The following is a 26,534-nucleotide window of genomic DNA, read 5'->3' as shown; positions in this document are numbered from 1 at the left end:
TGGCAGGCAGAACCGGGTGGCCGCTGACCGTTCGCCTGGGGAGCAAGCGGTGCGCGTTACCCCCAGGCCTTTGTCCGAAACCGTTCCTTCACCGGTAGCCGGATCCGCGCCGCCGCGATCCCCGCGACCGCCGAAACCACCTGAACGCCCGCCACCGCCAACTGCACGCCGGTCACCGTCCCCGCGCCCGCCACTGCCTGCGGCCCCGCGCCCGTCCCCGCCTCCGCACCGGTCCCCCCGCGCGCACCCGCCCCCGCGCCGGTCATCGTCTCCGCACCCGCCTCCGCGCCAGTCACCGTCTCCGCACCTGTCTCCGTGCCCCTCGCCGGGAGGTGGTTGTCGCCGGTGGCGGGGTCTCCGTGGACGAACTCGCTCACCAGTCGGTTCCAGTCCTTCGGGCGCTTGAGCATTGCGTGGCCCTCGCCGGCGAGTGTGTACGTCGTCACCGCCACCCCGGTCGCCCGCAGCCGCTGCGCGTACGCCGTCGTACTCGCCGGATCCGTGATCGTGTCGTCGGTGCCGTGCACGAAAGTCACCGGCGGGCGGAGCGCGACGAGCGGCTCACCGGGCGGCAACCAGGGCGCCAGGGCGAGCACCCCGCCCACCCGTGGATGGTCGCCGACAGCAACGACCGCGCGACCACCCATCGAGTGCCCGATCAGCAGCACCCGCTCGAACGGCAGCTCGTCGAGCACCGCGCGGAGGTCGACAGCCGGATCACCGTCCTCGTTCCAGCCGCGGAACCGGTAACGAGCGAACCCGATCGCGGCCTCTGGTGCCGCCGACCGCGCGGCCGCCGCGAACGGCCACATGCGCAGCAGCGCCGGCCGCCACAGATGCGGTTCGGCCTTCGAGTGTTCCTCGCCGCCGTGCGCCAGGAGGACCAGTTCGGTCGCCCCGGCGGGGTGCCGGACGAGGTCGACACCCGGGCGTCTCACGGCCGTGCGTACAGCTCGGCCGGCTCCTTGCGGATCGCCATCATCCGCCCGGGCGGCGTCTCGGTGAAGCCGTACGAGCGGTACAGCTCATGGGCGTCCGCAGTCGCCAGCAGGACCTGGCGCAGGCCCTTCAGGTCCGGGTGTTCCAGCAACGTCGACACCACGAACCGCCCGAGCCCGTGCCCGCGGTGCGACTCCAGCACGAACACGTCGGCCAGCCAAGCGAACGTGGCCCGGTCCGTCACCATCCGCGCGTACCCGACCATCGCGCCGCTCGCGTCGTACACCCCGAGGTTCAGCGAGCCCGCGATCGCGCGCTCCACCACCTCGTGCGGGATGTCGGTCGCCCAGTACGACGTACTCAGGAAGCCCTGCACCACCGCGGGGTCGATGCGCTCGGCGTTGTCGTCGGCCTCGAAGCCGTCGGGTCCGGTCCATTTCATCTGTTGAGTATCTCCGTGATCGGCATCGAGGAGTCGGCGGGCAGGTCCAGCGGCGACGGCGTCCGGCCGGCGCGGACGAGTTCGGAGCCGAGGGCGGCGACCATCGCGCCGTTGTCCGTGCACAGGCCAGGGCGCGGCACCCGGACGGCGATCCCGGCGGCCGCGGCGCGCTCCGAAGCCATCGCCCGCAACCGCGAGTTGGCCGCGACGCCGCCGCCGATCAGCAGGTGCTCGAAACCGCGGTCCTTGCAGGCGTCGATCGCCTTCCGGGTCAGTACGTCGCAGACCGCCTCCTGGAAGGCCGCCGCGACGTCGTTCACCGGAACGTCCTCGCCGTCGCGGCGTCTGGCCTCGACCCAGCGCGCGACCGCGGTCTTCAAGCCGGAGAACGAGAAGTCGAACCGGTGCCGCTCTAGGTCCCGCGGCGAGGTCAGCCCGCGCGGGAACGTCACGTACAGCCGGTCGCCGTCCTGCGCCGCCTTGTCGATCCACGGACCGCCCGGGAACGGCAGCCCGAGCACCCGCGCGACCTTGTCGAACGCCTCGCCCGCGGCGTCGTCGATGGTGCTGCCCATCGGTACGACGCCGTCGGTGATGTCCTCGACCGCGAGCAGCGACGAGTGCCCGCCGGACACCAGCATCGCGACGCAGCCCTTCGGCAGGTCGCCGTGCTCCAACGTGTCCACCGCGACGTGCGCGGCCAGGTGGTTGACGCCGTAGATCGGCTTGTCCAGCGAGACCGCGAGGCCCTTCGCGGCGGCGACGCCGACCAGCAGCGCACCGGCCAGACCGGGCCCGCTGGTCACGGCGACCGCGTCCACGTCGGTCGGCTGGATCCCAGCGGTCTCGCACGCGCGGCGGATCGTCGGCACCATCGCCTCGAGGTGCGCACGACTGGCCACCTCGGGTACGACGCCGCCGAACCGGGCGTGCTCCTCGACACTGGAGGCGACCGCGTCCGCGAGCAGCGTCTGCCCGCGCACGATCCCGACCCCGGTCTCGTCGCACGACGTCTCGATCCCCAGGACCAGGGGCTCGTCCTTCATGATTCCTCCCGCCACCGCATGATCACCGCGTCCTCGCCGCCCGGGTAGTACCCGCGCCGCCGGCTGATCTCCACGAACCCGAACCCGGCGTACAGCCCGATCGCCGACTCGTTGCCCGCAGCAACCTCCAGCAGCACGGTCCGGCCCGCGCAACGGTCCAGCGCCATCACCATCAGTTGCCCACCGACGCCCGTACGCCGCTGCTCCGGAGCTACCGCGATCCGCAGTACCTCGACAACATCGAGCGCCACCGGGGGGACCAACAGTACGACGTACCCGACGACCGACCCGCTGTCCGCGACCAGCACCACCCGGTCCTCGGTCAGCCGCTCGAACTCGTCCGCCCACGCCACCTCGCTCCAGGCGCTCGCCCCGAAGCACACCTCGTCCAGCGCCACGAGCGCCGGCAGGTCGTCGGCGACAGCCGCGCGGATCGCTGGTCTCACAGGACGCTCTTCGGCCCGCTGGACATGGTCACGTCCGGTCGGCGCAGGTACAACGGCTCCGGCGCCACAACCTCCAACGTCCGACTCGCGACCCCAATCGCCAGCACCTCCGCCGAGGGGTACTCGGCCACGCCACCGCCCGCAGCCGCACCACCCACGCCACCGTCCGCGGCTGCGCCGACCGCGCCTGCCGATCGCTCGACGCCCAGCACCTCGGCGTACAGCACCGCACCCCGCCCGATCACCGGCAACCCGGACAGCACGTGTGCGACCTCCGCAGGCTTGTCCACGGCCGGTCCCTCCAGCCGCCGGCGGCTCCCGTCCGCCGCAGGCCCGTCGTACAGCGCCCAGTAGATCTCCTTGCGCCGTGCGTCCGTGGCGACCGCGACCGGCAACGTCGACGACGACTGCCGTGCGAGTACGTCGAGGCTGCACACGCCGGCGACGTCGATGCCGAGCACTTCGCCCATCGTCCGCGCGGTCACCAGCCCGACCCGCAGCCCCGTGAACGGACCTGGCCCGACGCCGACCGCGATCCCGGTCAGGTCGCGCGGCGTCACGCCGGCACTCGCCAACGCGGCCGCGATCGCCGGCGCCAGCAGCTCGCCGTGCCGCAACGCGTCCACCGTCGTCGACGACGCGACGATCTCCCCGGCCGGCGTCGCCAACGCAACGGTCACCGCGGCACTCGAGGTATCGAAGGCAAGCAACATGTCAGTTCTTCTCCAGTGCAGAGACCCGTACGCCGGATGCCGCCCAGCGTGGGCCGACCGGCGTGATCCGGAGCGAACGGGTCTCGTCGGTGTCGTCGTCGCCGCGGGTCACCACGACGTCGAGCCGGTCCGGCGCCAGCCCCTCGGCCAGCCCGTGCCCCCACTCGACCACGGTGACCGCCTCCTCCAGGCTCGCGTCCAGGTCAAGGTCATCCAGCTCCGCGAACCCGCCGACCCGATAGGCGTCGACGTGCACCAACGCCGGCCCGCCGACGAGCGACGGATGCACCCGCGAGATCACGAACGTCGGCGAGGTGATCGCGCCCCGCACCTTCAGCCCGGCGCCGAGCCCCTGGGTGAACGTGGTCTTCCCGGCCCCGAGATCGCCGGACAGCACGAGTACGTCGCCGGCGCGCAACTGCCCGGCCAGCCCCTCGCCGATCGCCTGCATGTCGTCGGCGGTCGGCACCGTCAGCTCGACCGGCATGGCCTTCGCGTAGATCAGGTTGTGCGCCTGCCGGTCGACAACCGTGTACCCGCGGCGCCGCCAGAACTCCACGGTGTCCGGCAGTTCGACCCGCGCGATCAGGTTCACCCGGCTCAGACCACGCCGTACGGCGACCTCCTCGGCGCAGCCGACCATCGCGGACGCGACCCCGTGGGACTGGTTCCGCGGGTCGACCGAGACGCGACGCAGGTTCAGGATGTCGCCGGTCTGCTCGAACAGCATCGCGCCCGCCGGCACCCCGTCGGTGAGCACCAGCAGGCCGCCGTGCTGCTCGATCGCGGCGGTCACCGAGGCGACGTTCTCCGACAGCTGCGTCGACGGCGGGTCGAGCACCCGGCGCGCGGCGAACGCGTGGTGGATCACCGCGACGATCGCCTCGGCGTGCTCGGGAGTCGCGTCCAGGACGCGCAGATCGGTCATCTCGGGGTCATCTCACAGGCTCAGGGCAGGGTCAGGAGGGTGCCAACGACTGTTCGGCTCGCTCGATCATCCCAAGCAGCGCCGCGGTGAACTCACGGTGGTGCTCGATCAGGCCCAGGTGCCCGCAGTTCTTCACCTCGACCAGCTCCGCGCCGGGCACCCGGCGGACGATCTCCTCGGCATGGTCGAACGGCGTCAGCTGGTCCTTGTCGCCGCCGATCACCACGCACTCGACCTTCTGCAGCGGCTCCAGGGCGTCGTACTTGTCGTGCAGCGCGAAGAGCGGGTAGAAGTCCGCGATCACCTCGATCGGCGTCGCCGCGATCATCTCGTTCGCGAACTCGGTGAACGCCGGCGGCACCTCGGAACCGAACGCGTACTTCCGGGTCAGCAGGTAGATCAGGTCCGACCCGGCCTTCCGGCTGCGCTCGACGATCTCCGGGATCCGGGCCAGCGCGGCCACCGTCGGGTTGGCCAGCGAACGCGCCAGCATGCCGGCCTTGCCCGGGAACACGATCGGCACCTGGTCCAGCCGGCCCGCGCTGGTGGAGCACAGCCCGACGCCGATCACCCGGTCCCCGAACAGCTCCGGGTGCTGCTCGGCGAGCGCCATGATCGTCATGCCGCCCATCGAGTGCCCGATCAGGATCACCGGCCCGGTCGGCGCGAACCGCTCGACGATCCCGTACAGGTCCTTGCCGAGCTGGTCGATGCTGACGCCTTCCTTCGGCGACCTCCCGGACCGGCCGTGCGAGCGCTGGTCGTAGAACACCATCGTGCCGATGCCGGCCATGTCGCGGCGCTCGAAGTGCCAGAGGTCCAGGTTCAGCCCGTAGCCGTGGATGAAGATCACAGTCAGGTCCTCGGGCGGCACCGGCAGCTTGCGACCTAGCTTCCGCTTCGGCGGCGGCGCAGGCCGGCGGGAACGCTTCAGTTCGTCGACCTCGACGTACAGCTCGACGCCGTCGTCGGCGGTGAAGATGTACGGCGTCCCGCGCTGGGTGCCGAACGGCTCCGCCTCCAGCTGTTTGCGCAGCCCCGACCGGCGGCCGATCACCTGACGCTCGACCGCGACCCCGGCCGCGGCGCCCGCGGCCAGCACTCCGACCGCGGCCCCGATCAGACCAGCAGTCCGCCCTGCTTTGGACATGCTGATCTACCTTTCGCTATCGACGTACCTGCGGGGGATGCGTGCGCCCAGGCGGGTGACGATCTCGTAGTTGATGGTGCCGGCCGCGTCGGCCCAGTCGTCCGCGGTCGGCTCGCCCGCCGTCCCCGGGCCGAACAGCACGACCTCGTCGCCCGCCCCGGCCTCGTCGTCCTCCAGGTTCACCACGCATTGGTCCATGCAGATCCGGCCGACGATCGTCCGGCGGTGCCCGCCGACCTGGACCGGTCCGCCGTTCGAGGCGTGCCGCGGCAGCCCGTCGCCGTACCCGAGCGGGACCAGGCCGAGCGTCGACGGCCGCGGCGCCGTCCAGGTCAGCCCGTACGAAACGCCGGCGCCGGTCGGCACCCGCTTCACCATCGCGAGCCGGGCCTTCAGCGTCATCGCGGGCCGCAGCCCGAGCTCGGCCGACGGCAACGCGTGCCCGAACGGCGAGAGGCCGTACGTCGCGACACCGGGCCGGACCAGGTTGAAGTGTGTCTCGGGCAACGCGAGCGTGGCGCCCGAGTTCGCCAGGTGCTTGAGCTCGGCGTCGATCCCGAACGACTCCGCCACCTCGATCGCCTCGGTGAACGTGGCCAGCTGGGTCTCGTTGACCGCGCTCTTCGGCTCGTCCGAGGACGCCAGGTGCGACCAGATGCCCTTGATCTCGATCCGCCCGGCGGCCTGCTCGCGGAGCGCGGCCCGGATCAACGCCGGCCACTCCTCCGGTACGGCGCCGCCGCGCGACATCCCGGTGTCGATCTTCAGATGCACCCGCGCTGGCCGGTCCCGCACCGCGGCGGCCAGCTCGTCGATCTCCCACGGCGCGCCCGCGGACAGGTCGATGCCGGCGTCGATCGCGTCGGCCAGCGGCTCGCCCGGGGTGGTCAGCCAGCAGAAGATCGGCCCGGTGTCGCCGGCGGCCCGCAGCCCGAGCGCCTCCTCGAGCACCGCGGCCCCGATCCAGGCCGCCCCGGCCTCGCGGGCGGCACGGGCGACCGGCACCATCCCGTGCCCGTACCCGTCGGCCTTCACCACGGCCATCACCTGCGCGCCGGCCGCGCGCTCACGCAGCGTACGCACGTTGTGGCGGATCGCCGCCAGATCGACGACCGCCTCAGCGCGGACCGGGTGTGACTGAAGAGTAGACATGGTCAGCCCAGTGTCTCAGGCTCCGTCGATCAGGTCGGGCAGGGCGGTCATGTTGTGGAAAACCGTGTCCGCATCGACAAGTTTCGCGGGGTCGGTCATCCCGGCGTACCCGAAGACCTTCATCCCCGCCGCGACCGCGGCGGCGACGCCGAGCGGGCTGTCCTCGATCACCAGGCAGTCGGCCGGCTTCACCTCCAGCGTCGCGGCCGCGTGCAGGAACAGGTCCGGCGCGGGCTTGCCGTGCGCGACGTCCTCGGCGCTGAAGATCCGCCCCTCGAACCGGCCCAGGAAGCCGACCGCGGTCAGCGCCGTACGGATCCGTCGATGGGTGCCCGAGGACGCCAGGCAGTACGGGACGCCCCGCGCGTCGAGGTGGTCGAGGACCGCCTCGACGCCGGGGACGGCCTGCAGATGCGCGAATCCGTCGAACAGCCGCTGGTGGTACCGGTCCTCCAGATCCGCCGGCAACGGCCGCCCGAGCTTCGCCTCGGTCTGCTGCCGCATCGACGCCATGGATCCACCCATGAAGTCCCGCACCGTCTCCTCGAAGGTGTACGGCAGCCCTGCCTCGGTCAGCAGCTCGGAGAGAATCGTGTTCGCGAGCCGCTCGGAATCCACCAGCACGCCGTCGTTGTCGAAGATCACCAGTCCGGTCACACCGGAAACCCTAGATGTCAGCTCTCCTGAATGGCGAAGTCGTTGAAGGTGAAGCGCTGCTTGGTGTTCCCGGTGGACACGACCTCGACGCCGTAGTCGACCTGCCAGGTGGTCGCCTTCGGCGCCCAGCCGCGACCGGTCATGTCGTTGAAGAAGTCGGCCAGCGGCATCGTCCCGGACTTCTGCGTCACCTGCGAGACGTACGCCGTGTAGCCGTCCTCGTGCCAGACGTCGTAGGTGAAGCCGCCGAACGTGACCGTGCCGGCCTTCTTGCCGGCCGGCTCCTGGCCCTTGTTGTCGGTCCAGATCATCAGCTCGTTGTTCAGCCCGTCGCCGATCCAGATGTCGAACGCGACGTCGTAGATGCAGGCGCCGCAGTTCGTGGGCGTGGACGCGGCGAACTTCGCGGACTTGATCTTCGTCAGCGGGACGTCGTTGTAGTCCTTGTGGACGTTCGGGTACGCCTGCACGCCGCGGTCACCCGGCAGCGGCTGGGTCGCGTCGAGGAACCAGTTGTTGTAGTTGCAGGCGCTGAGCGTGTAGGTGCCGTTGCTGTTGTTCCACATGTTGTTGTGCACGTAGTACGCACCGAAGTCGCGGCCGTCGCCCTGGTTGTTCGTCGACGTGGTCACGAACGACGGGTTCGTACAGGTCGCGCTCGGGCTGCCCGTCGACGTAGGCGTCGTCGCGGGCGAGGTGGGCGGTGTGGACGCCGGCGGTTTGGTCTGCGTCGTGGTGGGCGTCGGTGCCGGAGTCGTGGGTTGCCCCGCGACGGCAGCGAAGTCGTAGTGAACCGTGAAGGTCAGCTTGGTGCCGGCGCGGTACGGCTTGCCGTCGTACCGCAGGGCGCGTAACCGGTAGCTCTTGGCGGTGGTCCGGCTCGGGTCGATCGACACCATCGCGGGGCCGGCAGCGGTCGCGATGATCGCGACCGGCTTCTGGCCGAAGCCGTGCAGGACCGTACAACCGGAAGCGGCGTCCAGGACACAGGTTTCGACGCGTCCGACGCTCGGCAGGGCCGTCACCGAACCGTCTGCCGCGTTCGCGGTCGCGACCGGCGAGTCCTTCGACGCGTGGACGGCGACCGGGACCGCGACGAGGCCGCCGACGGCCAGCACGACTGCCGAGACCAGCAATCGGCTCCGAGTGATTCGGATGGTGGGCATACCAAACCTTCCTCCGTTACTGGCGATCCCCCAGGAAGATTTCCGTATGGCGATTGACGTTATCGAACCGTGATCACGACATGTCAACCCCGGGCCCCGATTTTACAAAGCATTCACCTGCAACGGAACGACCTTCGCCGGCGTCCTCGGAGTGTGAACAAACGGATGATCGCGCTCGCCGCGACCGGCCTCCTCGCGCTGACCGCCTGCGGCAACGACGCCACGCCCGCGTCCGGCTCCGGCCTGAGCGGACGCACGTTCCTGTCCACATCCGTGCTCGAGAACGGAAAGCCGAGGACCCCGGCCACCAAGGTCCGGCTGCAGTTCACCACCGATGGCCGGCTGTCGTGGGACGCCGGCTGCAACTCGTCGGAGACCTCGGTGTCGACCGCGGACAACCGGCTGAGTCTCGGCAGCGAGATCACGTCCACGGCGATGGGCTGCCTCGGCCCGGCGGCCGGTGCGGACAAGTGGATCGGCGGCGTCCTCGGCGCGAAGCCGACCTGGAAGCTCGACGGCGACAAGCTCGTGGTCAGCACGGACAGTACGACGATCTCGCTCGTCGACAAGCAGACCGCCGAGCCCGCGGCGGCGCTGGACGGCACCAAGTGGGCGCTCTCCACGATCGTCGCCGGCCAGACCGCGTCGCATCCGGCCGGGGCCGAAAAGGCGTGGCTGACGCTGAACGGCGACCGGGTGACCGGCTCGACCGGGTGCAACGAGTTCCAGGGCGTGGTCGCGAACGCCCCCGGCAAGCTGACGTTCGGCGAACTGGCGACCACCCGGCGGGCCTGCAAAGGCGACGCCGCGAAGCTGGAATCCCTGCTCCTGAACGGGTTGAAGGGCGAGGTGACCTACCGGGTCGACGGCTCGGTTCTCAGCCTGCGGAACTCCGGCGGCGGTCTGGACTTCACCGCGCTACGCTGACCCGAGTGAGTGAGGAGCGGTACTGGACGGGTCTGGTGATTCGGCCCGACGACTGGCTGGACAACGACCTGCTGGCCGCGATCGCGCTGGCGACCGGCAGTACCTTCGAGCGGATCGGGCGGTCCGAGCTCGGCCTCGTGTTCGCCGCCGGGACCGAGCAGATCATCGAGGTGGAGTGCCACGGCGCCAAGGCGCTCTTCCTCCGGACCCGCGGCCGCGCTCGCGGCGCCGCGATCATCGAGAGCATCGGCCGGCACACCCTGACCTGGACCGAGTCGATGCTGCGCAACCAGCTGGACCTGGAGACGGACCCGTACGGCCTGATTCCGTTGCTGATGGCAACAGGTGGCGCGCCGCCCCAGCCCGGCACCGCGGACCTGCTGCGCCGGGCCGAGGAGCACCCGGACGCAGCGGTCCGCGAGGCGGCCGGTTACGCGATCCGGATGTCGAAGGCCTGGACCTCGTTGTTCGTCGTTTCGTAGGAGACGAGCAGGTGGCCGCGGTCCGTCAACTGCTGACGCTGGGCCGCGGTCAACGGGATCGTCCAGTGCTGGACGCCACGTGTCACCTGCCGGCTGGTCTGTTTCACCAGGTGCCCGCTCATGTCCGGTGACCACGGCGGCGTCGCCCCGTCGGTGATCGCGCACGGCGTGAACCCGTAGTCCGGCGCGGGGTCCGACGTACACGAGGTCGTCCACACGGGGATCGCGCCGAGCTCGCCGGACGTCAGGAACGCCCGTGCGGTGCCGGATCCCTTCGACGACGTGACGAGTTGTACGGCGTTCCCGTCCAGGGCGGCGTACTGGATCTTCAGGTCGTCGGTCGGGACGCGTCCGGAGATCGGTACGCCGTTCCGCGCGGACTGGGCGATCGTCTGCGGCGACAGCGCACCGTTCAGGTTCGGGTTCGACACGTCGGGCGGTGCCGGGGTGGTCGGCCGGCCCGCGGGCGGCGTGTACCCGGGCAGCGTGGCGATTCCCCAGCGGTACGGGTCGGACTGCACGGACCCGAGCGCCGACCAACCGAGCCGCGTGCTCATGTCGATGTGCCGGAGCGTCGTCGTACCGGGTGCCGAGGTGTTGTCGTTGTCGTACGGCGTGATGTTCAGGCCGAGGTGCGACGGGTCGACCGCGGCGGGCAGATCCGCCATCGGGATCTTCACCTCGAGGTCGTACCCGCCACCGGCGTACGCGTGCGGCACCGTCGTCTGGTTGCTGCCGACCCACTGGGCCGTCGACGCGACCTGGACGCCCGGCGCGTTGCCGGTGTCGAGGGCGCCGCTGGAGTAGCCCTGGTGGTTGTCCGCGTCGCGTTCCCAGCAGGGCCCGCCGCTCTGGGTGAACGGGAAGATGCCCAGCTTGAACGTATTCGCGGTGTCCTTGAGGCTCTGCGACGCGTTGCCGCGCGGGTCGAGCAGGATCTCGACGGAGTCGGCCTGCCAGTGCCCGACGCATTCGGCCGGCGTCACGGCGTACGACTGGTAGTCGTCGCGGATGTGGATGAAGAAGTACAGCGCGTCGTCGGACCAGCTGACCTTCGCCGTATTGCCTTCGCCGGTTGACGAAACGCCGCAGTCGTCGACGCCCGTACAGGTGCTCGCACCCTGCCAGATCCGCCCGAGGTCGAGCGTCGGGCCCGGGTACTCACCCGGCTCCGCCTTCCCGTCGACGACGGGGGTCGCCTGCGGAATCACCGTCGTCGGCACCAGCGTCAGTGTGAGCGTCTCACTTCCCGTCGCGGTCCTGATGGGGATCGTGACGTTCTGCTGGGCCGGCAGCGTCGCGTCGGTGTTCGTCAGCTTGAACGTCACGGTTACGTCCGCATCGGGCGCCACGTCGTACGGCTTGTTGTTGGCGTCCACCGTGAAATTGCTGGGGAGATCAAGGGAAACCGCACCGGTCTGCTGCTTCGCCGACCAGTTGTGCACGACGACCGGTACGTCGATCGTCTGCCCGATCCCCATCGACTGGATCGCCTGCGACCGCCCGAGCCGGTCCGCCTGCGGCGCGGTCTTCGCCAGCCACTGGTCGTACTCCAGCCAGTTCCCCCAGCGCTGGAACCGACCCTCCGCCGCGGAAACGATGCGTACGACGTTGTCCGTGTATCCCGTCGCATGTTTCTCCGTGGTGTACAGCGCGGAGATCTTCGCGTTCTGGTCGACCGTCGCGTTCGCGGCCGGCGTGACGGTGAACGTGACATCGGCACTCGGCCCCGCCTTCACCGGCTTGGGACCGTCGACGGTCCACCCGGCCGGCACCGTCAGCTGGACGTTGCCCTTGGCAAGCTTTCCGCGCAGGTGCAGGGTCGCCTGGAACGGCTCACCCGCGACGTTGTAGAACCGGCTGAACGTCAGGTACTCCAGCGTCCCGAGCGGCAGCCCGCCCGGATCCGGCCTGGTCGCCCCGAACAGGATCGCGTCGTCCCGCCCCGCCGCCGGACTGCTGTTCGGCTGGAACGGTACGAACGACTCGGTCATCCCGAACCGCGGACACGCCGGCACCGACACGCCCTTGTACATCACCCGGCTCTGCGTCGGGTACGCCGAACGGCCCTCGTCGGACACCTGCTGCCAGATCTTCGGCGTACCGGCGGTCTGCCCCTGGGAGTTCCCGGCCGGCCAGCTGTACGGCGAGTTGTACCCGGTCCACACGCCCGCGACCGGGTCGAGGCCGGACGGGGTGAACCCGGTCGTGCAGTTCGCGGACGTCGTCGTACCGCCGGTGCCCGCGGTGCTGCCGCCGGAGAAGACCTTCTTCACCTGCCAGGTGCTGAGCGCGTGCGGACCCTTCAGCTGCTCCGGGAACATGGTCGGGTCGGCGGCCGCGAGCACGCCCTCCCAGATCAGCCGGCCGGCCTGCTGGTGGTTGCCGTGCCCGGCCGCGAGCGTCGGCGTGAAGCCGATGTACACCTCGGGCTGGGTCTCCCGGATCACCCGCGTGACCCGGCGGAGCGTCTCCTGCTCGTCCCAGAAGTACTGCGTCAGCGGCGCGCTCTGGTTGTAGAAGAAGTCGATCCGGTCCAGGTTGAAGATGTCGATCGTCCCGGACCGGTAGTGCGCGACGCGGTCCTCGTTCTCCCGGCGGAGCCCGAGGTCGGGCCCGAGTTCGGTGCCGGCCGCGTTGCCGCCGCCCTCACCCCGGGTCACCATGATCACGCCGCATTTCACGCCGTACAGCTGATGCCAGACGCCGCACGGTCCGATGAAACTCGTGTCGTCGTCCGGATGGGCCCACTCGCCCATCACGTCGATCTTCGTCTTCGCGTCCGCGACGTACTGCTTGGTCTGCTGTGCCTGAGCGGGCACCGGCAGAACGGCCAGCAAGGCAAGAACCAACAACCCCACGATTCGCTTCACGAGCACACTCCAAAGGCGGCGGAGGCACCAGCAACTCTCCAGTCCTACGTCCGCGGTGCGGGGCTCGCAACACCAGACCGCGCGCCTCGCGCGGATCAGCCGAGGAGTAGCCGGGTGGCCTCGGGGAGTGCCCGCGCGACGGACATCGCGGTGATCGGCCCGGCCGACGCGGCGAGGGTGCCGGCGGCGGCGTGCAGGTACGCCGCGACCGCCGCGGCCTCGAACTCCGGCAGCCCGCCCGCGAGCAGGGCACCGCAGATGCCCGCCAGGACGTCGCCGGACCCGGCGGTGGCGAGCCACGGACTCGCGATCGGGTTCACGAACACGGACCCGTCGGGCGCGGCGACGATCGTGGTGGCGCCCTTGAGCAGGACGACGAGTTGCCGGTCCGCGGCGACCTCGCGCGCGTAGTGCAGGCGGCGCGCCTCGATCTCGGCCCGCGGTACGCCGGTCAACTGGGACAGCTCGCCCGCGTGCGGCGTGATCACGACCCGCCCGGCCCGGTCGTGGTCGAGAGCCGCGATCGCGCCGGCGTCGACGATCACCGGGACGTCCTGCTGCTGGGTGATCCGGTGGAACCGTTCCAGGTCGACGTTGCCGGTCGACGTACCCGAGCCGACGGCCCACGCCTGCACGCGGCCCTCGCCGACGACGACCTCCGGGTGGAGGGCGAGTACGGCGTGCGCGACCGGGTCGGGGCCGACGTACCGGACCATGCCGACCGGGCCGGCGAGTGCGCCGGAGGTGGCGATCACCGCGGCACCCGGGTACTGCGTGGAGCCGACCATCAGTCCGAGGACGCCGCGCGAGTACTTGTCGGACTCACCGTGCGGCACGGGGTAGAGCGCCCGTACGTCGGCAGCCTGGAGGGACTGGACCTCGGCAGGCGGGAGGTCCAGCCCGATGTCGACGAGGTGCACCGGCCCGCACGCGGACGCGGCCGGGTCGACCAGATGGCACACCTTGTGCGTCCCGAACGTCACAGTCAACGCCGCCCGGACATGCGGCCCCGGCGTCTCCCCGGTGTCGACATCCACGCCGGACGGAGTATCCACGGCCACAATCGGCACGCCGTACTCCTCCACCACCCGCAGTACAGCAACCGCCTCGACCCGAAGCCCCAGCCGCCCCCCGATCCCGACAATCCCGTCCAACACAACATCGGCGACGGCGATCGCAGCCTCAACCTCCCGCCCAACACCCCCGGCATCCGCGCCGCCGGCACCTCCGGCGCCGACCCCACCGCCCGCACCCCCGGCGCCCGCGCCGTCGCTCGGTGTTGCGGCGTACGTGCGGCCGCCTGCCGCCCGGAGGGCGGCGAGGCCGGGTTGGTGGAATGTGGAGGAGAGGAGTACGGCGGTGACCTGTGCTCCACGTCGTGCCAGCAGGGCGCCGGCGTACAGGGCGTCTCCGCCGTTGTCCCCGGAACCGATCAGCAGCACCACGCGGGCGCCGTACGTACCGCCAAGAAAGTTGCTGACAGCAACTGCCAGCCCAGCGGCCGCGCGCTGCATCAGCGTCCCCTCGGGCAGCCGCGCCATCAGCTCGCCCTCAGCCGCCCGAACCTGCTCGACGGTGTGCGCGTGGCGCATAGGCTCAGCCTTCCAGAATGACGACAGCCGAGGCGATCCCCGCATCGTGACTGAGCGACAGATGCAAACTCTGCACCCCGAGCTTGGCAGCCTGCGCCGCGACGGTCCCGGTGATCTCCAGCCAAGGCCGCCCGGTCTCGTCGGTCTGCACCTCGGCGTCGTGCCAGTGCATCCCCGCCGGCGCCCCCAACGCCTTCGCCAGCGCCTCCTTGGCCGCGAACCGAGCCGCGAGCGAAGCGGCAGGCTTCACCGCCTCCAGCTCCGTGAACACCCGATCCCGCAACCCCGGCGTCCGCTCCAGCGTCCGCATGAACCGATCCACGTCGACCACATCAATACCCACGCCGACGATCATCCCCACACCCTAACCGCCCACCCCACGACCACCGCACCCCCACCACACGCCCTCGCCGCATTCGAGGGGACGCTAGTGCGGCCGGCCGGTGGTGGATTGGCGGACCTTCATGTCGACGGCCAGGTCGAGGCGGAGGGCGGTAGGGGTTTTGCCCTTGGAGAGGTCCAGGACCACCCGGGCGGCGAGTTCCGCCATCTGGTGAAGGGGCTGGTGGACGGTGGTGAGCGCCGGCGTGACCCACTGCGCGACGGGAAGGTCGTCGTAGCCGACGACCGACAAGTCACGGGGGATGTCGAGGCCGAGCTCGCGCGCCGCCTGGTAGACGCCCAGCGCCTGCATGTCGCTGCCGGCGAAGATCGCGGTCGGACGGTCGGGCAGCCGGAGCAGCTCCAAAGCCTCGCGGTAACCGCCGCCGACCTCGAAGTCCGCCCAGCGGATCAGCTCCGGCGCGACCTCCACCCCGGTCGAGCGCAACGCGTCGGTGTACCCGTCCACCCGCTGCCGCGAGCACAGGGTGTCGATCGGCCCGCCGATCATCCCGATCCGCTCGTGCCCGAGCGTGCGCAGATGCGTGGTCGCCATCCGCCCGCCGTTCCAGTTCGCCGAGCCGATCGACGGTACGTCGTCCCCGACGTCGCCGACCGGATCCACCACCACGAACGGGATCCGCCGCGCCTCCAGCTGCGCGCGCTGGTCGGCGTCCAGGTCCGAGAACACCATGATCACGCCGACCGGCCGCCGGTTCAGCACGGACTCGATCCACTCCTGCCGCGGCCGCAGCGCGCCGCCGCACTCGGACAGCACCAGCTCGACGCCCTCGGACCGGGCGACCTCCTCGACGCCGCGGATCAGCTCCATCGCCCACTCGCCGCCGAGCTGGTTGAACACCAGGTCGATCATCGGCCCGGCCGCCGTACTCGCGCTCCGCCGCCGGTACCCGTGCTCCTGGATCAGGCTCTCGATCCGCGCCCGGGTGGCCGCGGCCACGTCGGACCGCCCGTTCAGCACCTTGGACACGGTCGGCACCGACACCCCGGCCTGTTCCGCAATTTTCGCAATCGTCGGCCGCTCGCTCACCACACCTCCCGGCCCGAAACTTTCGGCCAGCTTAGCGTGCCGCGAGCGCTCTGGGCTGAACGCTAGCGGTGTCCAGGTGCGTGCATCGGGGTGCTTGGTCAGTGGCCTCGATGCGGAGCATCGTGGGCGCTGGGCAAGTGCCGCGAGGTGCGTGCCTGGACACCGCTAGCGTCAGGCCAGAGCGCTCGCGGCACGCTCAACGGTGAATCGTCCTGCCGTGGGCGTCCGGTACGCCGCTCAGCCGGTAGAAGTACGTGTTCACCTGATCGCGCCACTCCCGCGCGGTCGCCAGTTGTACGTCGAACCGCGCGCTCACGTTCTCCCGTACGGCGGGCGCGAACCGCTCGGCGATCACCCGCCAGCGCGCGACCATCGCCTCCACCTCGGCGTACCCCTGGAAGTGGGTGTCGTAGATGTGCTGCAGCACGGTGCTCCCACTCTGCAGCACGTGGTCGTACGGAACGTGGTGGAAGAACAGCAGCAGCTCGTCCGGACAGGTGTGGACGTCCTCGTACACGCTCGCGAGCGGCTCCGGGTACTGCCCGGTGAATCCCGATCCGCTCTTCACGGTCCGGTCGACGCCAACGCCGTACCGGTCCGCGTAGTGGTACGTCCCGCGCCCGGAGTACTCGTACCCGTTGACGTTCGGTCCGTAGTGCGTCTCCGGCGTGACCATGTACCCGACGCCGAGCGGGGCGGTGTACCGCTCGTACGTCTGCCACGAGCCGGCCATGATCGTGACCAGCTCGCTGCGGGTACGGTCGTCCATCGCGAACGTCGCGGCCGCCCACTCGTGCAACAGGCTGACCGGGTCCGCCGCCGGGTCCCAAGCGAGCCGCCCGAACGCGTAGAGGTTGCTCTGCGCAAGCTTGTGGCCGGTCCAGTTCGGGTCGTCGCCGACGTTGGAGACGGCAACGACCGCACCGATGCGGTCGGCAACGGTTGTCCCAGAAACAGCATTGTCGCCGCCGGTGGTATTGAACTGCAGGATCTCCCGCCACCACGGCCCGAGGTAGCAGAGGTCCCGCTGCTGCCCGGAGAACTCCTGCGTGACCTGCAACTCGATGCCGAGAACGGTTTCCTGGATTTCCCCGAGCAGCGGCGCGACCGGCTCCCGGACCTGGAAGTCGAGCGGCCCGTGCCGGACCTGCAGCACCACGTTCTCCTCGAACCGCCCGTCCAGCGGGACGACCTCGTCGTACGCGGCCCGCGCCCGGTCGGCCCGCCGGTCCCGCCAGTCGCGATCCGGATCCGCGCCGGACACCCGCCAGAAAACAGTTCCGCCGTACGGCGCAACCGCCCGGGCGAGCAGGTTCGCGCCCGCCACCTCGCGCGCCGACCGGACGACCAGGCCGCCGAGGTCGGGCACCACGTCGTACACGCGGGACAGCGCGGTCGACCACCAGCGCTCGACTCTCTCGTCGCGCGGGTCGTCGATGAAGTCGATCGCCAGGCTGACCGCGATCCCGTACTCCCGGAACACGCCGGCCAGCCGCGCGACGTCGGGCAGTTCCGCGTTGGCGAGCGCGACCGCGTTGATCCCGATCGAGGCGAGCAGCCGCGCGTACGAGCGCACCCGGCTCAGGTCCGGCAGCACCGCGCCGTCGCGGAAGAAGATCGACCCGCCCGAGTACCCGCGGCGGACCGCGCCGGACAGCTCGTCCCAGTGGTCCAGCATCCGGATCGGTACGGCGGGCCGCTCGACGACGGTGAAGTCGCCGCTCATCCACTCGCAGTACCGCAGCAGGTAGAAGTACCCGTACAGCAGTCCGTGCCCGCCCTCGGCCGCGACCACCAGGTCGTTGCCTCGTCGCACCACCACGAACCCCTCGACGCCGAGCCCGTGCTCGGGCAGGGCCGCCTCGACCTGCTGCCGGAGCGCGGTCTCGCGGATCCGGCTCATTGTGCAGATCGCCACCCGCACGTCGGTCCGGAACCGCCGGATCTGCCGCAGTTCGGCCCGGATCGTCTGGGCCAGCACACCGGAGGCGTGCACGGTCACCTCGGGCAGCCGCTGGGTCGCCAGCCAGGCCAGATCATTCATCGGAGGTGATGCTGACATATCGGTCGGTCACGGAACGGTGACCGAAAGTTTCGAGACCGTACCGTAGCTGAGACACTGTGCCGGAGCTGAGACCAAGGCCACGCCCGCCCGATGTGGGTGCATCGCGCGCCGATGGGAACAATGGGCCACATGCTGCAGCCGTCGCGGGAGGTGACTCCCTATACCGAGCTCGACCGGTCCACCTGGGCCCAGTTGGCCGAGACCACGATCTCCCCGCTGACAGCCGGCGAGGTGGAACGGCTGCGCGGCCTCGGGGACGAGATCGACATGGACGAGGTCCGCGAGGTGTACCTGCCGCTGTCCCGGATCCTGTCGCTGTACGTCCGGCACGCCCGCGCGCTGCACGCCGACACCGAGAGCTTCCTCGGCAAACCGGCCGCCACCCGCACCCCGTTCGTGATCGGCATCGGCGGATCGGTTGCCGTCGGCAAGTCGACGACCGCGCGGCTGCTCCGCGAACTGCTGGCCCGCTGGCCCGAGCACCCGCGGGTCGCGCTGGTCACCACCGACGGCTTCCTCTGGCCGAACGCCGAGCTCGAGCGCCGCAACCTGATGCAGCGCAAGGGCTTCCCGGAGTCGTACGACCGCAAGGGCCTGCTGCGCTTCGTGGTCGAGGTGAAGTCCGGGATGGACACGGTCGAGGCGCCGGTCTACTCGCACCTGCACTACGACCGGATGTCCGGCGTCCGGACCACGGTCGAGCAGCCTGACATCCTGCTGCTCGAGGGCCTGAACGTGCTGCAGCCGGCACCCCGGCACGCGGACGGCAAGAGCGGGCTGGCCGTGAGCGACTTCTTCGACTTCTCGGTGTACGTCGACGCGGCCGCGGACGACATCCGCTCGTGGTACGTCGCACGCTTCCTGAAACTGTGGGAAACAGCGTTCCGCAATCCCGAGTCGTACTTCGTCCGGTACGGCGAACTGAGCCGCGACGAGGCGGTCAAGAAGGCCGAGTCGCTCTGGGACGGCATCAACGGCCCGAACCTCCGCGAGAACATCCTCCCCACCCGCCCCCGCGCCACCCTGGTCCTCCGCAAAGGCCCCGACCACGCAGTCCGCTGGGTCAGGCTAAGGAAGCTTTGACCGCAGGTACGACGGCCAGCGCCACCACGCCCGCTGCCAGCGCGAACGCCAGCGGATACCCGACCCCGGAAACCACCAATCCGAACACGATCGCGCCGAGTCCCCAGCCGCCGTCGTACGCGAGGTTCCAGAGCGCGCTGACCTGTCCGTAGCGGCTGCGGTCCACCCGGTTGTACATCAGCGTCAGCGTCAGGTTCTGCGCGGCGCCGAACCCGATCCCGAAGCACGTCGAGCCGACCAGGACCGCCACCGGACTCGGCAGGAACACCAGCGACCCGGCGCCGACAGCAGCGAACAATAGTGCCGGAGCGAGGAGCTTCGCCGGGCCGACGCGATCGGCGTACCGACCGGCCACCCACCGGCCAGCGGCGCCGCGATCGCCTGCAGCAGAAGGGCTGTCGCCACCATCGACTGCTTGCCGGCAGCAACCGCCAACGGCAGGAAGGTCACGCTGATCCCGGCCGCGACCGTGACCGCCGCGAACACCAGCGACGGCATCAGCAGCCCACTCCGCCGTACGCCGCCCAGCACCTGCACATGCTGCTCTTCCGCGCCGGCCTTCGCCGGCAGCCCGATCAGCGCGACCAGCCCCGCGAGCGAGGCGACCGCAGCGAGTACGAACAGGGCCGCGAACCCGATGACGTGCGTCAGGTAGACGCCGAGCGGCAGACCGATCACCGCGGGAACGCCGACCGCCACGCCGTACACCCCGAGCGCCTCGCCACGACGGGCCGCCGGGGTCAGGTCCGCGACCAGTGCGACCGCGCCGACGACCAGGATCGCGAGCCCGGCGCCGCGGACGACGCAGACCGCGAGGACAACCGGGAGCGAGGCGGTGGCGAGCAGCACGAGTGCCGGCGCGCCGAGCAGGACCAGCCCGAGGCCGAGGACGACCCGGTAGCCCCAGCGGGCGAGCATCCGCGGTACCAGCAGTTCGACCGCGACCGCGGCGAACATCATCGCGGCGGTGGACAGCCCGGCGCCGATCCCGCCGGCACCGTTGGCCGCGAGGTACAGCGGGACGACGGAGGTCAGCAGGTACATGCTGAGCCCCGAGCCGAACACCATCGCCAGCAGTTTGGCGAACGACGTGTCGACGAGGCGGACGGTGGGGAGCTCGCATACGGCGGTCATAGCTCGAAGTTAGAGCGCAACCGGTACGCACTACAGGTCCAGTCGCGGACCGCTGCAGAGGACCAGTTCGGCAGGGGTATTTGTCGACAAGTTATCTTCTAGCCGTGGCCAGCCCGGTGCACCTCCGACTCGCACCGACCGGCGCCGAGCCCCGTCCGGCCGCCCACGCACTCCTGCTGGACCTCGCGAGCACCCTCGTCGACGACCCGGTCCTCACCCACGACGGCACCGGCCGCCCGCGGGTCGCCGGCCTCGCGGTGAGCATCAGCTACAGCCACCAACTCGTCGCCGTCGCCGCATCCTACGACGGCCCGCTCGGCATCGACCTCGAGGAGGTCCGCCCGCGCGACGTGGACCCGATCGCCAACCGTTGGTTCGCCCCACAAGACCTGGAATGGCTGGAACGGCAGCCGGACCGACTGCGGGCCTTCCTGCAGTTGTGGACGGCCAAGGAGGCAGCGGGGAAAGCGCTCGGAACGGGTTTGGAAAACGGCGGCCTGCGACGCCCGACACCCGCCGGCTTGACAGTGGTGCACCTGCCGACGACCGAGGCCGCCGTACTCGCCGTCGCGCTCCCCACTCCCGGCGCGGGGCGCGGCGCGTCACTGACTCTTGACCCACCGTGCGCGTGTGGGTAACTTTCACGTTTCGGGGGAGTATGAGTAATTCAATTACTTTGGCGTTCGCCCCTGCCCGCCCGGACTGAGTTGGTGACACCGATGGAACTGACCCGACGCCAGACTCTCGGACTTGCGGCGGCCGCCGTCGCAGGTACGACGGTCGCCGCTTCTCCCGCCGCCACGGCCGCAGCCGCGCACCCCGATCGCTGGGTCCGCGACACGCTGCGCCGGATGACCCTCGAACAGAAGGTCGGCCAGCTGTTCGTCTGCTACGCCTACGGCCCGACGGCCGCCACCGCCGACGCCCGCAACACCAGCCTGTACGGCGTCGCCACGCCGGCCGAGGTGGTCGCGAAGTACCACCTCGGCGGCGTCATCTACTTCACCTGGACCGACTCGGTCCGTACCCCGGAGCAGATCGCCGGGCTGTCCAACGGCCTGCAGGCCGCGTCGCTGGCGAACACCGGCGTACCGCTGCAGATCGGCACCGACCAGGAGTACGGCTCGGTGGTCCGGGTCGGGCCGCCGGCGACCCAGTTCCCCGGCGGGATGGCGCTCGGCGCGACCCGCTCCCCCGCGTTCGCGCGGTCCGCGGGCGCGATCGCCGGCCGCGAACTCAAGGCGCTCGGCATCACCACCGACTTCGCGCCGGACGCGGACGTCAACGTGAACCCGCTGAACCCGGTGATCGGCGTCCGCTCGGTCTCCTCGGACCCGGCGCTGGTCGCACAGCTGGTCAGTGCCCAGGTCAAGGGCTACCAGCGCGACGGCGGGATCGTCTCGACCGCGAAGCACTTCCCCGGTCACGGCGACACCGCGACCGACAGCCACACCGGCATCCCGGTCATCGACCACACCCGCGAGGAGTGGACCCGGATCGATATGCCGCCGTTCCAGGCCGCGATCCGAACCGGGATCCGGTCGATCATGACCGCGCACATCGTGGTCCCGGCGCTGGACCCGTCCGGCGACCCGGCCACGCTGAGCCGGCCGATCCTGACCGGCGTGCTCCGGCAGCAGCTCGGATTCGACGGCGTGGTGATCACCGACTCGCTCGGCATGCAGGGCGTCCGCGACAAGTACGGCGACGCCGAGATCCCGCTGCGCGCGCTCGAGGCCGGCGTCGACCAGCTGCTGATGCCGGTCGATCCGGGGCTGGCGTACAACTCGGTGCTGAACGCCGTCCGCGGCGGCCGGATCAGCGAGGCGCGGATCGACGAGAGCGTCACCCGGATTCTGCAACTGAAGTACGACACCGGACTGGTCGAGCGCCCGTACGTCGACGTGTCCCGGATCGGGAAGATCGTCGGTACGCCGGCCAACTACGCGGAGGCCCAGCAGATCGCGGACCGCAGTACGACGCTGCTCCGCAACGACGCCGACCTGCTGCCGCTCTCCCCCGCGCCGCGGAAGATCCTGGTCACCGGGTACGGCCCGGCCGCGCTGGCGACCGCGCTGCAGGGCCGTGGCGCGACGACGGTCGTGAAGGACACCGGCACCACGCCGACCGACGCGAAGATCGCCGACGCGCTGGCCGCCGCCGGGACCGTCGACCTGACCGTTGTCCTGACCAACAAAGCGTGGGACACCACGGTCACCGACAAGCTGGCCAAGCAGCAGAAGCTCGTCAACGGCCTCCTCGCGACCGGAAGCCCGGTCGTCGTCGTCCCGGTCCGCGACCCGTACGACGTCGCGTACTTCGATGCGCCGCAGACCGCGCTCGTCACCTACGGCAGCACGGTGGTGTCGATGGAGGCGCTCGCCAAGGTCCTGTACGGCGAGATCGCGCCGACCGGCAAGCTGCCGGTCTCGATCCCCGACGGCAGCCAGATCCTGTACCCCTTCGGGCACGGGCTGACCTTCGACCCGCGGGACACCCGGCTGACCGTTGCCTCGTACAACATCCATGCCGGCGCCGGCGAGGACAACGTGTTCGACCTGGACCGGACCGCGCAGGCGCTGAAGGCGCTGGACGCGGACATCATCGGTCTGCAGGAGGTCGACGTCCACTGGGACAAGCGCAGCAACTGGCTGGACACGATCGCGGACCTGGCGGCGAAGCTGGGCATGTACCCGGCGTTCGCGCCGATCTACGACTTCGACCCACCGGCCGCGGGACAGCCGCGGCGGCAGTACGGCGTCGGCGTACTCTCGCGCTTCCCGATCGTGCGCAGCGAGAACCACCCGATCACCCGGCTCTCCACCCAGGACCCGAACCCGGTGCCCGCGCCGGCGCCCGGGTTCCTCGAGGTGGAGGTCGACGTCCGGGGCCGGCGGCTGCACGTCTACTGCACGCACCTCGACTACCGCGGCGACCCGACGGTGCGCCGAATGCAGGTGGCCGACACGGTGCGGATCCTTGCCGAGGACCCGTCAGCAGACCTGCAGATCCTCGTGGGTGACTTCAACGCTGAAGCTCAGGCAGCGGAACTCGGTGGGTTGTGGACCCGGTTGACCGATTCGTGGGCTGTGGCCGCACAGACGATCGGCGGGCCGTTCACCTACCCGGCGGTGGCCGCGAACAAGCGGATCGACTTCGTCACCGTCGGCGCGGGCCTGACCGTCCGGCGCGCCGAAGTACCGGCCGAGGTGCCGATCGCGGAGGCTGCCAGTGACCACCGGCCGATGATTGCCGACCTCTCGTTCCGTTCCTGAGGAGACCGACATGAAGCGACGCAGTTTGCTCGCCGGGGCCGGCGCACTGGCCGCCGCCCCGCTGATCGACGGACCGGCCGCGAGTGCCGTGACCAACCGCAAGGTGATGACCGGCGCCGAGGTGCTGGCGAACGACGGCTGGCGGGCGCTGGCCGGGCAGAAGGTCGGTGTGATCAGCAACCCGACCGGGATCCTGCCGGACCTGCAGCACATCGTCGACACCATGCACGCCTCCGGCGCGGTCGACGTGGTCGCGGTGTTCGGACCCGAGCACGGTTTCCGCGGCACCGCCCAGGCCGGCGGTTCGGAGGGCGACCACGTCGACCCGCGGACGGGGATCATGGTGTACGACGCGTACGGCGCGAACGCGGACAAGCTCGCGACGCTCTACGCGAAGTCGGGCGTCGAGACTGTGGTGTTCGACATCCAGGACGTCGGCGCCCGGTTCTACACCTACATCTGGACGATGTTCGAGGCGATGCTGGCCGCCGTCCGGACCGGCGCGAAGTTCGTCGTCCTGGACCGCCCGAACCCGGTCGGCGGGTACGCTCGCGGCCCGATGCTGAAGCCCGGCTACACGTCCGGCGTCGGCAAGAAGGAGATCCTCCAGCAGCACGGCATGACGGTCGGCGAACTGGCCCGGATGTTCGACGCGGAGTACCTCCCGCTGGAACCGAACGGCGGTCGCCTGAAGAGCCTCGAAGTGATCCAGGTGAGCAACTGGAAACGCGACCAGCTGTACGCCGACACCGACCTGACCTGGGTGATGCCGAGCCCGAACATGCCGACCCCGGACACCGCCCTGCTCTACCCGGGCCTGTGCCTGTTCGAGGCGACGAACATGTCCGAGGGCCGCGGCACCACCCGCCCGTTCGAGCTGATCGGCGCGCCGTACGTCGACTACCGCTGGGCGCAGGCGCTGCAGACCAAGGACATCCCGGGCGTCGCGTTCCGCGAGGCCTACTTCACGCCGTCGATCAGCAAGAACGCGAATGTGCTGTGCGGCGGCGTCCAGGTGCAGATCACCGACCCGCACCGGGTCGAGGCGATCACCGCGGCGACGCACATGATCGTCGAGGCCCGTAAGCTCTACCCCGACTTCACCTGGCGGGCGGAGACCCCACCCGGCCGGTGGATCGACCTGCTGACCGGATCCGATCGGTTCCGGACCATGCTTTCGGCCGATGCGTCGGCCGAGGAGATCGTGGCAGCCTGGAAGTCCGAGACGGACGCCTGGACGGCCCGGCGCGCGAAGTACCTGCTCTACAAGGGAGCTCACCGATGAGACGGTGGGCCGCAATCACGACGATCTCTGCGGTGATACTCACGATGGCCACCCCTGCAGTTGCCAGCGGCAACAACTCCGGCCGGTTCGACCACCCGTACGCCGGGTACGCGCCGAAGTCCACGCTGCTCCGCGACGAGACCCCGGCGAAGGCGGGCCTGGACCCGGCGCCGATCGACGCCGCACTGGCCCAGGTGGCCGGCTGGACGAAGGCGAGCGGTACGGCGAAACCGTTGTACGCCGGGGCCGTCACGCTGCTCGGCCATGACGGCAAGATCGTCACCCGGACCGCGACCGGTATGGCCCTGAAGTACGCCGACGGCGCCGGCACCGAGCTGCCCGCGGACCAGCAGATCCCGATGCGCACCGACACGATCTTCGACATGGCGTCGGTGTCCAAGCTGTTCACGTCGATCGTGGTGATGCAGCTGGTCGAGAAGGGCAAGGTCGACCTCGACGCCCCGATCGCGACGTACATCCCGGAGTTCGCGGAGAACGGCAAGGAGAACGTCACCGTCCGCCAGGCCTTGACGCACACCAGCGGTTTCCCGTCCTGGCTGCCGCTGTGGAGCTCACAGCCCGACCCGGCGTCGAGACTTCACATGGCCCTGACGGCGAAGCTCCAGGACCCGCCGGGCACGAAGTACCTGTACAGCGACCTGAACCTGATCGCGCTCGGCGAGCTCGCGCACCGGGTCACCGGCAAGACCCTCGACAAGCTGGTCGCGGACGGGATCACGAAACCGCTGCAGATGCGGGACACCGGCTACAACCCGGACCCGAAGAAGAAGCCGCGGATCGCCGCCACCGAGTACCAGTCCTCCCCGCCGCGCGGGATGGTCTGGGGCGAGGTGCACGACGAGAACGCCTGGTCGCTCGGCGGTGTCGCCGGGCACGCAGGCGTTTTCAGTACTGCGGACGACATGGCAGTACTGGCGCAGACGTTCCTGAACGGCGGCAGCTACCGCGGTGCGCGGATCCTGAAAGAATCCTCAGTCACCGCGATGATCACGAACTTCAACCAGGCGTTCCCAGGCAACGACCACGGGCTCGGCTTCGAGCTCGACCAGCGCTGGTACATGGGCGGTCTGTCCGGCCCGCGCACGGTTGGCCACACCGGCTACACCGGGACCTCGATCGTGATCGACTTCGACTCGCGTTCGTTCGCGATCCTGCTCACCAACCGCGTGCACCCGAGCCGCAACTGGGGCAGCAACAACCCGGCCCGGCGTGCTGTCACCCAAGGCCTCGCGCTGGCGCTCGGCGTCGGCCCGCGGCACGGCAAGGACGCCTGGTTCTCCGGTACGACGGACAACGCGACGACCACGCTCGCGACCGCGGTCGACGTACCGGCGGGCGGAGCGAAGCTCGCGTTCGACCTGTTCGTGGACACCGAGGACTCGGATCTCCTGTATCTGGAGGCATCCACGGACGGCACGACCTGGACCAAGGTGCCGTTCGCGGTCCGGGACCGCGGGTCGGTGATCGACACCGACGGCTCGATCAGCGGGTCCGGCGACCGGCACTGGCACCAGGTCACCGCCGAGCTCGCTCCAGGCCCGCAGACGATCCGCTGGCGCTACACGAGCGACCCGCTGTACCAGGGCCGTGGGGTGTACGTCGACGGTGTGAAGATCACGAGTGGGAGTGGTCTTCTTCTCGACGGTGAACGAACGCCTGAATCATTTACCGCAACAGGTTGGAGACTTTCGCGTCGGTGACCCCATCTCGTGCATGGGCGCCGTAC

General features: G+C 70.2%; 23 protein-coding genes and 1 pseudogene. 7 read left to right on the top strand and 17 right to left on the bottom strand.

Annotated features, from left to right (window positions below):
* Positions 1 to 56: 56 nt before the first annotated feature.
* From ACFV9C_RS27170 to ACFV9C_RS27125, 10 genes are read right to left on the bottom strand one after another with little or no spacing between them, the layout of a single operon-like run.
* Entirely contained in the window at positions 57 to 938 is an 882-nt protein-coding gene (locus tag ACFV9C_RS27170; protein WP_380197984.1) for an alpha/beta fold hydrolase, read from the bottom strand.
* A complete protein-coding gene (locus tag ACFV9C_RS27165; RefSeq protein ID WP_380197982.1) occupies positions 935 to 1,381 on the bottom strand; it encodes a GNAT family N-acetyltransferase in 447 nt (148 codons plus the stop codon). The genes ACFV9C_RS27170 and ACFV9C_RS27165 overlap by 4 nt, the downstream gene beginning before the upstream one ends.
* Positions 1,378 to 2,427 carry a tRNA (adenosine(37)-N6)-threonylcarbamoyltransferase complex transferase subunit TsaD gene (gene tsaD / locus ACFV9C_RS27160; RefSeq protein ID WP_380197980.1) on the bottom strand — a complete coding sequence of 350 codons (1,050 nt, stop codon included), beginning with the start codon at positions 2,425 to 2,427 and terminating at the stop codon, positions 1,378 to 1,380. Before tsaD ends, ACFV9C_RS27165 begins: the two co-directional genes overlap by 4 nt.
* Entirely contained in the window at positions 2,424 to 2,873 is a 450-nt protein-coding gene (locus ACFV9C_RS27155) for a GNAT family N-acetyltransferase (RefSeq protein WP_380197978.1), read from the bottom strand. Before ACFV9C_RS27155 ends, tsaD begins: the two co-directional genes overlap by 4 nt.
* Positions 2,870 to 3,586, bottom strand: coding sequence for a tRNA (adenosine(37)-N6)-threonylcarbamoyltransferase complex dimerization subunit type 1 TsaB (tsaB, locus tag ACFV9C_RS27150; RefSeq protein ID WP_380197977.1), 717 nt, complete (start codon positions 3,584 to 3,586; stop codon positions 2,870 to 2,872). The genes ACFV9C_RS27155 and tsaB overlap by 4 nt, the downstream gene beginning before the upstream one ends.
* Position 3,587: 1 nt before the next feature.
* Positions 3,588 to 4,514 carry a tRNA (adenosine(37)-N6)-threonylcarbamoyltransferase complex ATPase subunit type 1 TsaE gene (tsaE, locus tag ACFV9C_RS27145; RefSeq protein ID WP_380197975.1) on the bottom strand — a complete coding sequence of 309 codons (927 nt, stop codon included), beginning with the start codon at positions 4,512 to 4,514 and terminating at the stop codon, positions 3,588 to 3,590.
* A 31-nt stretch (positions 4,515 to 4,545) separates the two neighbouring features.
* Positions 4,546 to 5,664, bottom strand: a complete 1,119-nt coding sequence (locus ACFV9C_RS27140) for an alpha/beta fold hydrolase (protein ID WP_380197974.1) — start codon at positions 5,662 to 5,664, stop codon at positions 4,546 to 4,548.
* A gap of 6 nt (positions 5,665 to 5,670) precedes the next feature.
* Positions 5,671 to 6,816: an alanine racemase gene (gene alr, locus ACFV9C_RS27135; protein ID WP_380197972.1), complete on the bottom strand. Its 1,146-nt coding sequence runs from the start codon at positions 6,814 to 6,816 to the stop codon at positions 5,671 to 5,673.
* Between the two features lie 15 nt (positions 6,817 to 6,831).
* Positions 6,832 to 7,473, bottom strand: coding sequence for an HAD family hydrolase (locus tag ACFV9C_RS27130; RefSeq protein ID WP_380197971.1), 642 nt, complete (start codon positions 7,471 to 7,473; stop codon positions 6,832 to 6,834).
* A gap of 17 nt (positions 7,474 to 7,490) precedes the next feature.
* Positions 7,491 to 8,639 (bottom strand): hypothetical protein, encoded by a 1,149-nt coding sequence (locus ACFV9C_RS27125; protein WP_380197968.1) that lies wholly within the window; start codon positions 8,637 to 8,639, stop codon positions 7,491 to 7,493.
* A gap of 153 nt (positions 8,640 to 8,792) precedes the next feature.
* Here ACFV9C_RS27125 and ACFV9C_RS27120 point away from each other — a divergent pair, with 153 nt between their 5' ends.
* Positions 8,793 to 9,566, top strand: coding sequence for an META domain-containing protein (locus tag ACFV9C_RS27120; RefSeq protein ID WP_380197967.1), 774 nt, complete (start codon positions 8,793 to 8,795; stop codon positions 9,564 to 9,566).
* Between the two features lie 5 nt (positions 9,567 to 9,571).
* A complete protein-coding gene (locus ACFV9C_RS27115) occupies positions 9,572 to 10,048 on the top strand; it encodes a hypothetical protein (protein WP_380197966.1) in 477 nt (158 codons plus the stop codon).
* Here the strand turns inward: ACFV9C_RS27115 and ACFV9C_RS27110 are convergent.
* The 5 genes from ACFV9C_RS27110 to ACFV9C_RS27090 form a co-directional block, all read right to left on the bottom strand.
* Entirely contained in the window at positions 9,997 to 12,921 is a 2,925-nt protein-coding gene (locus ACFV9C_RS27110; protein ID WP_380197965.1) for a PIG-L family deacetylase, read from the bottom strand. The genes ACFV9C_RS27115 and ACFV9C_RS27110 overlap by 52 nt on opposite strands.
* Positions 12,922 to 13,016: 95 nt before the next feature.
* Complete coding sequence (locus tag ACFV9C_RS27105; protein WP_380197964.1) at positions 13,017 to 14,513, bottom strand: NAD(P)H-hydrate dehydratase; 1,497 nt, start codon at positions 14,511 to 14,513, stop codon at positions 13,017 to 13,019.
* Between the two features lie 4 nt (positions 14,514 to 14,517).
* Positions 14,518 to 14,868, bottom strand: a complete 351-nt coding sequence (locus tag ACFV9C_RS27100) for a holo-ACP synthase (protein WP_344191789.1) — start codon at positions 14,866 to 14,868, stop codon at positions 14,518 to 14,520.
* A 72-nt stretch (positions 14,869 to 14,940) separates the two neighbouring features.
* Complete coding sequence (locus tag ACFV9C_RS27095) at positions 14,941 to 15,945, bottom strand: LacI family DNA-binding transcriptional regulator (RefSeq protein ID WP_380197961.1); 1,005 nt, start codon at positions 15,943 to 15,945, stop codon at positions 14,941 to 14,943.
* A 196-nt stretch (positions 15,946 to 16,141) separates the two neighbouring features.
* Positions 16,142 to 17,989, bottom strand: a complete 1,848-nt coding sequence (locus ACFV9C_RS27090; RefSeq protein ID WP_380197960.1) for an alpha-glucuronidase — start codon at positions 17,987 to 17,989, stop codon at positions 16,142 to 16,144.
* Between the two features lie 150 nt (positions 17,990 to 18,139).
* Between ACFV9C_RS27090 and coaA the strand changes: the two genes are divergently transcribed.
* The gene (gene coaA, locus ACFV9C_RS27085) at positions 18,140 to 19,093 is read left to right on the top strand and encodes a type I pantothenate kinase (RefSeq protein WP_380197958.1); all 954 of its coding nucleotides are present in this window, start codon (positions 18,140 to 18,142) and stop codon (positions 19,091 to 19,093) included.
* Here the strand turns inward: coaA and ACFV9C_RS27080 are convergent.
* Together ACFV9C_RS27080 and ACFV9C_RS27075 are read right to left on the bottom strand one after the other, a co-directional pair.
* Complete coding sequence (locus ACFV9C_RS27080; protein ID WP_380197956.1) at positions 19,074 to 19,448, bottom strand: MFS transporter; 375 nt, start codon at positions 19,446 to 19,448, stop codon at positions 19,074 to 19,076. The two genes, coaA and ACFV9C_RS27080, sit on opposite strands and share 20 nt — an antisense overlap.
* A gap of 47 nt (positions 19,449 to 19,495) precedes the next feature.
* Positions 19,496 to 20,137 (bottom strand): annotated as a pseudogene (locus tag ACFV9C_RS27075) (MFS transporter); the annotation flags it as partial.
* Between the two features lie 194 nt (positions 20,138 to 20,331).
* Between ACFV9C_RS27075 and ACFV9C_RS27070 the strand changes: the two are divergent.
* From ACFV9C_RS27070 to ACFV9C_RS27055, 4 genes are all read left to right on the top strand, one after another.
* The gene (locus ACFV9C_RS27070; protein ID WP_380197955.1) at positions 20,332 to 20,865 is read left to right on the top strand and encodes a 4'-phosphopantetheinyl transferase family protein; all 534 of its coding nucleotides are present in this window, start codon (positions 20,332 to 20,334) and stop codon (positions 20,863 to 20,865) included.
* A gap of 81 nt (positions 20,866 to 20,946) precedes the next feature.
* Positions 20,947 to 23,502, top strand: coding sequence for a glycoside hydrolase family 3 N-terminal domain-containing protein (locus ACFV9C_RS27065; protein ID WP_380197952.1), 2,556 nt, complete (start codon positions 20,947 to 20,949; stop codon positions 23,500 to 23,502).
* Between the two features lie 10 nt (positions 23,503 to 23,512).
* Positions 23,513 to 24,787, top strand: a complete 1,275-nt coding sequence (locus ACFV9C_RS27060; RefSeq protein ID WP_380197950.1) for an exo-beta-N-acetylmuramidase NamZ domain-containing protein — start codon at positions 23,513 to 23,515, stop codon at positions 24,785 to 24,787.
* Entirely contained in the window at positions 24,784 to 26,508 is a 1,725-nt protein-coding gene (locus ACFV9C_RS27055) for a serine hydrolase (RefSeq protein ID WP_380197948.1), read from the top strand. Before ACFV9C_RS27060 ends, ACFV9C_RS27055 begins: the two co-directional genes overlap by 4 nt.
* Positions 26,509 to 26,534 lie beyond the last annotated feature (26 nt).

This window comes from Kribbella sp. NPDC059898 (assembly GCF_042730855.1).
Classification (GTDB): domain Bacteria; phylum Actinomycetota; class Actinomycetes; order Propionibacteriales; family Kribbellaceae; genus Kribbella.
The sequence above is the reverse complement of the archived record's forward strand: the minus strand, read 5'-3'. Positions and strand labels throughout refer to the sequence as shown.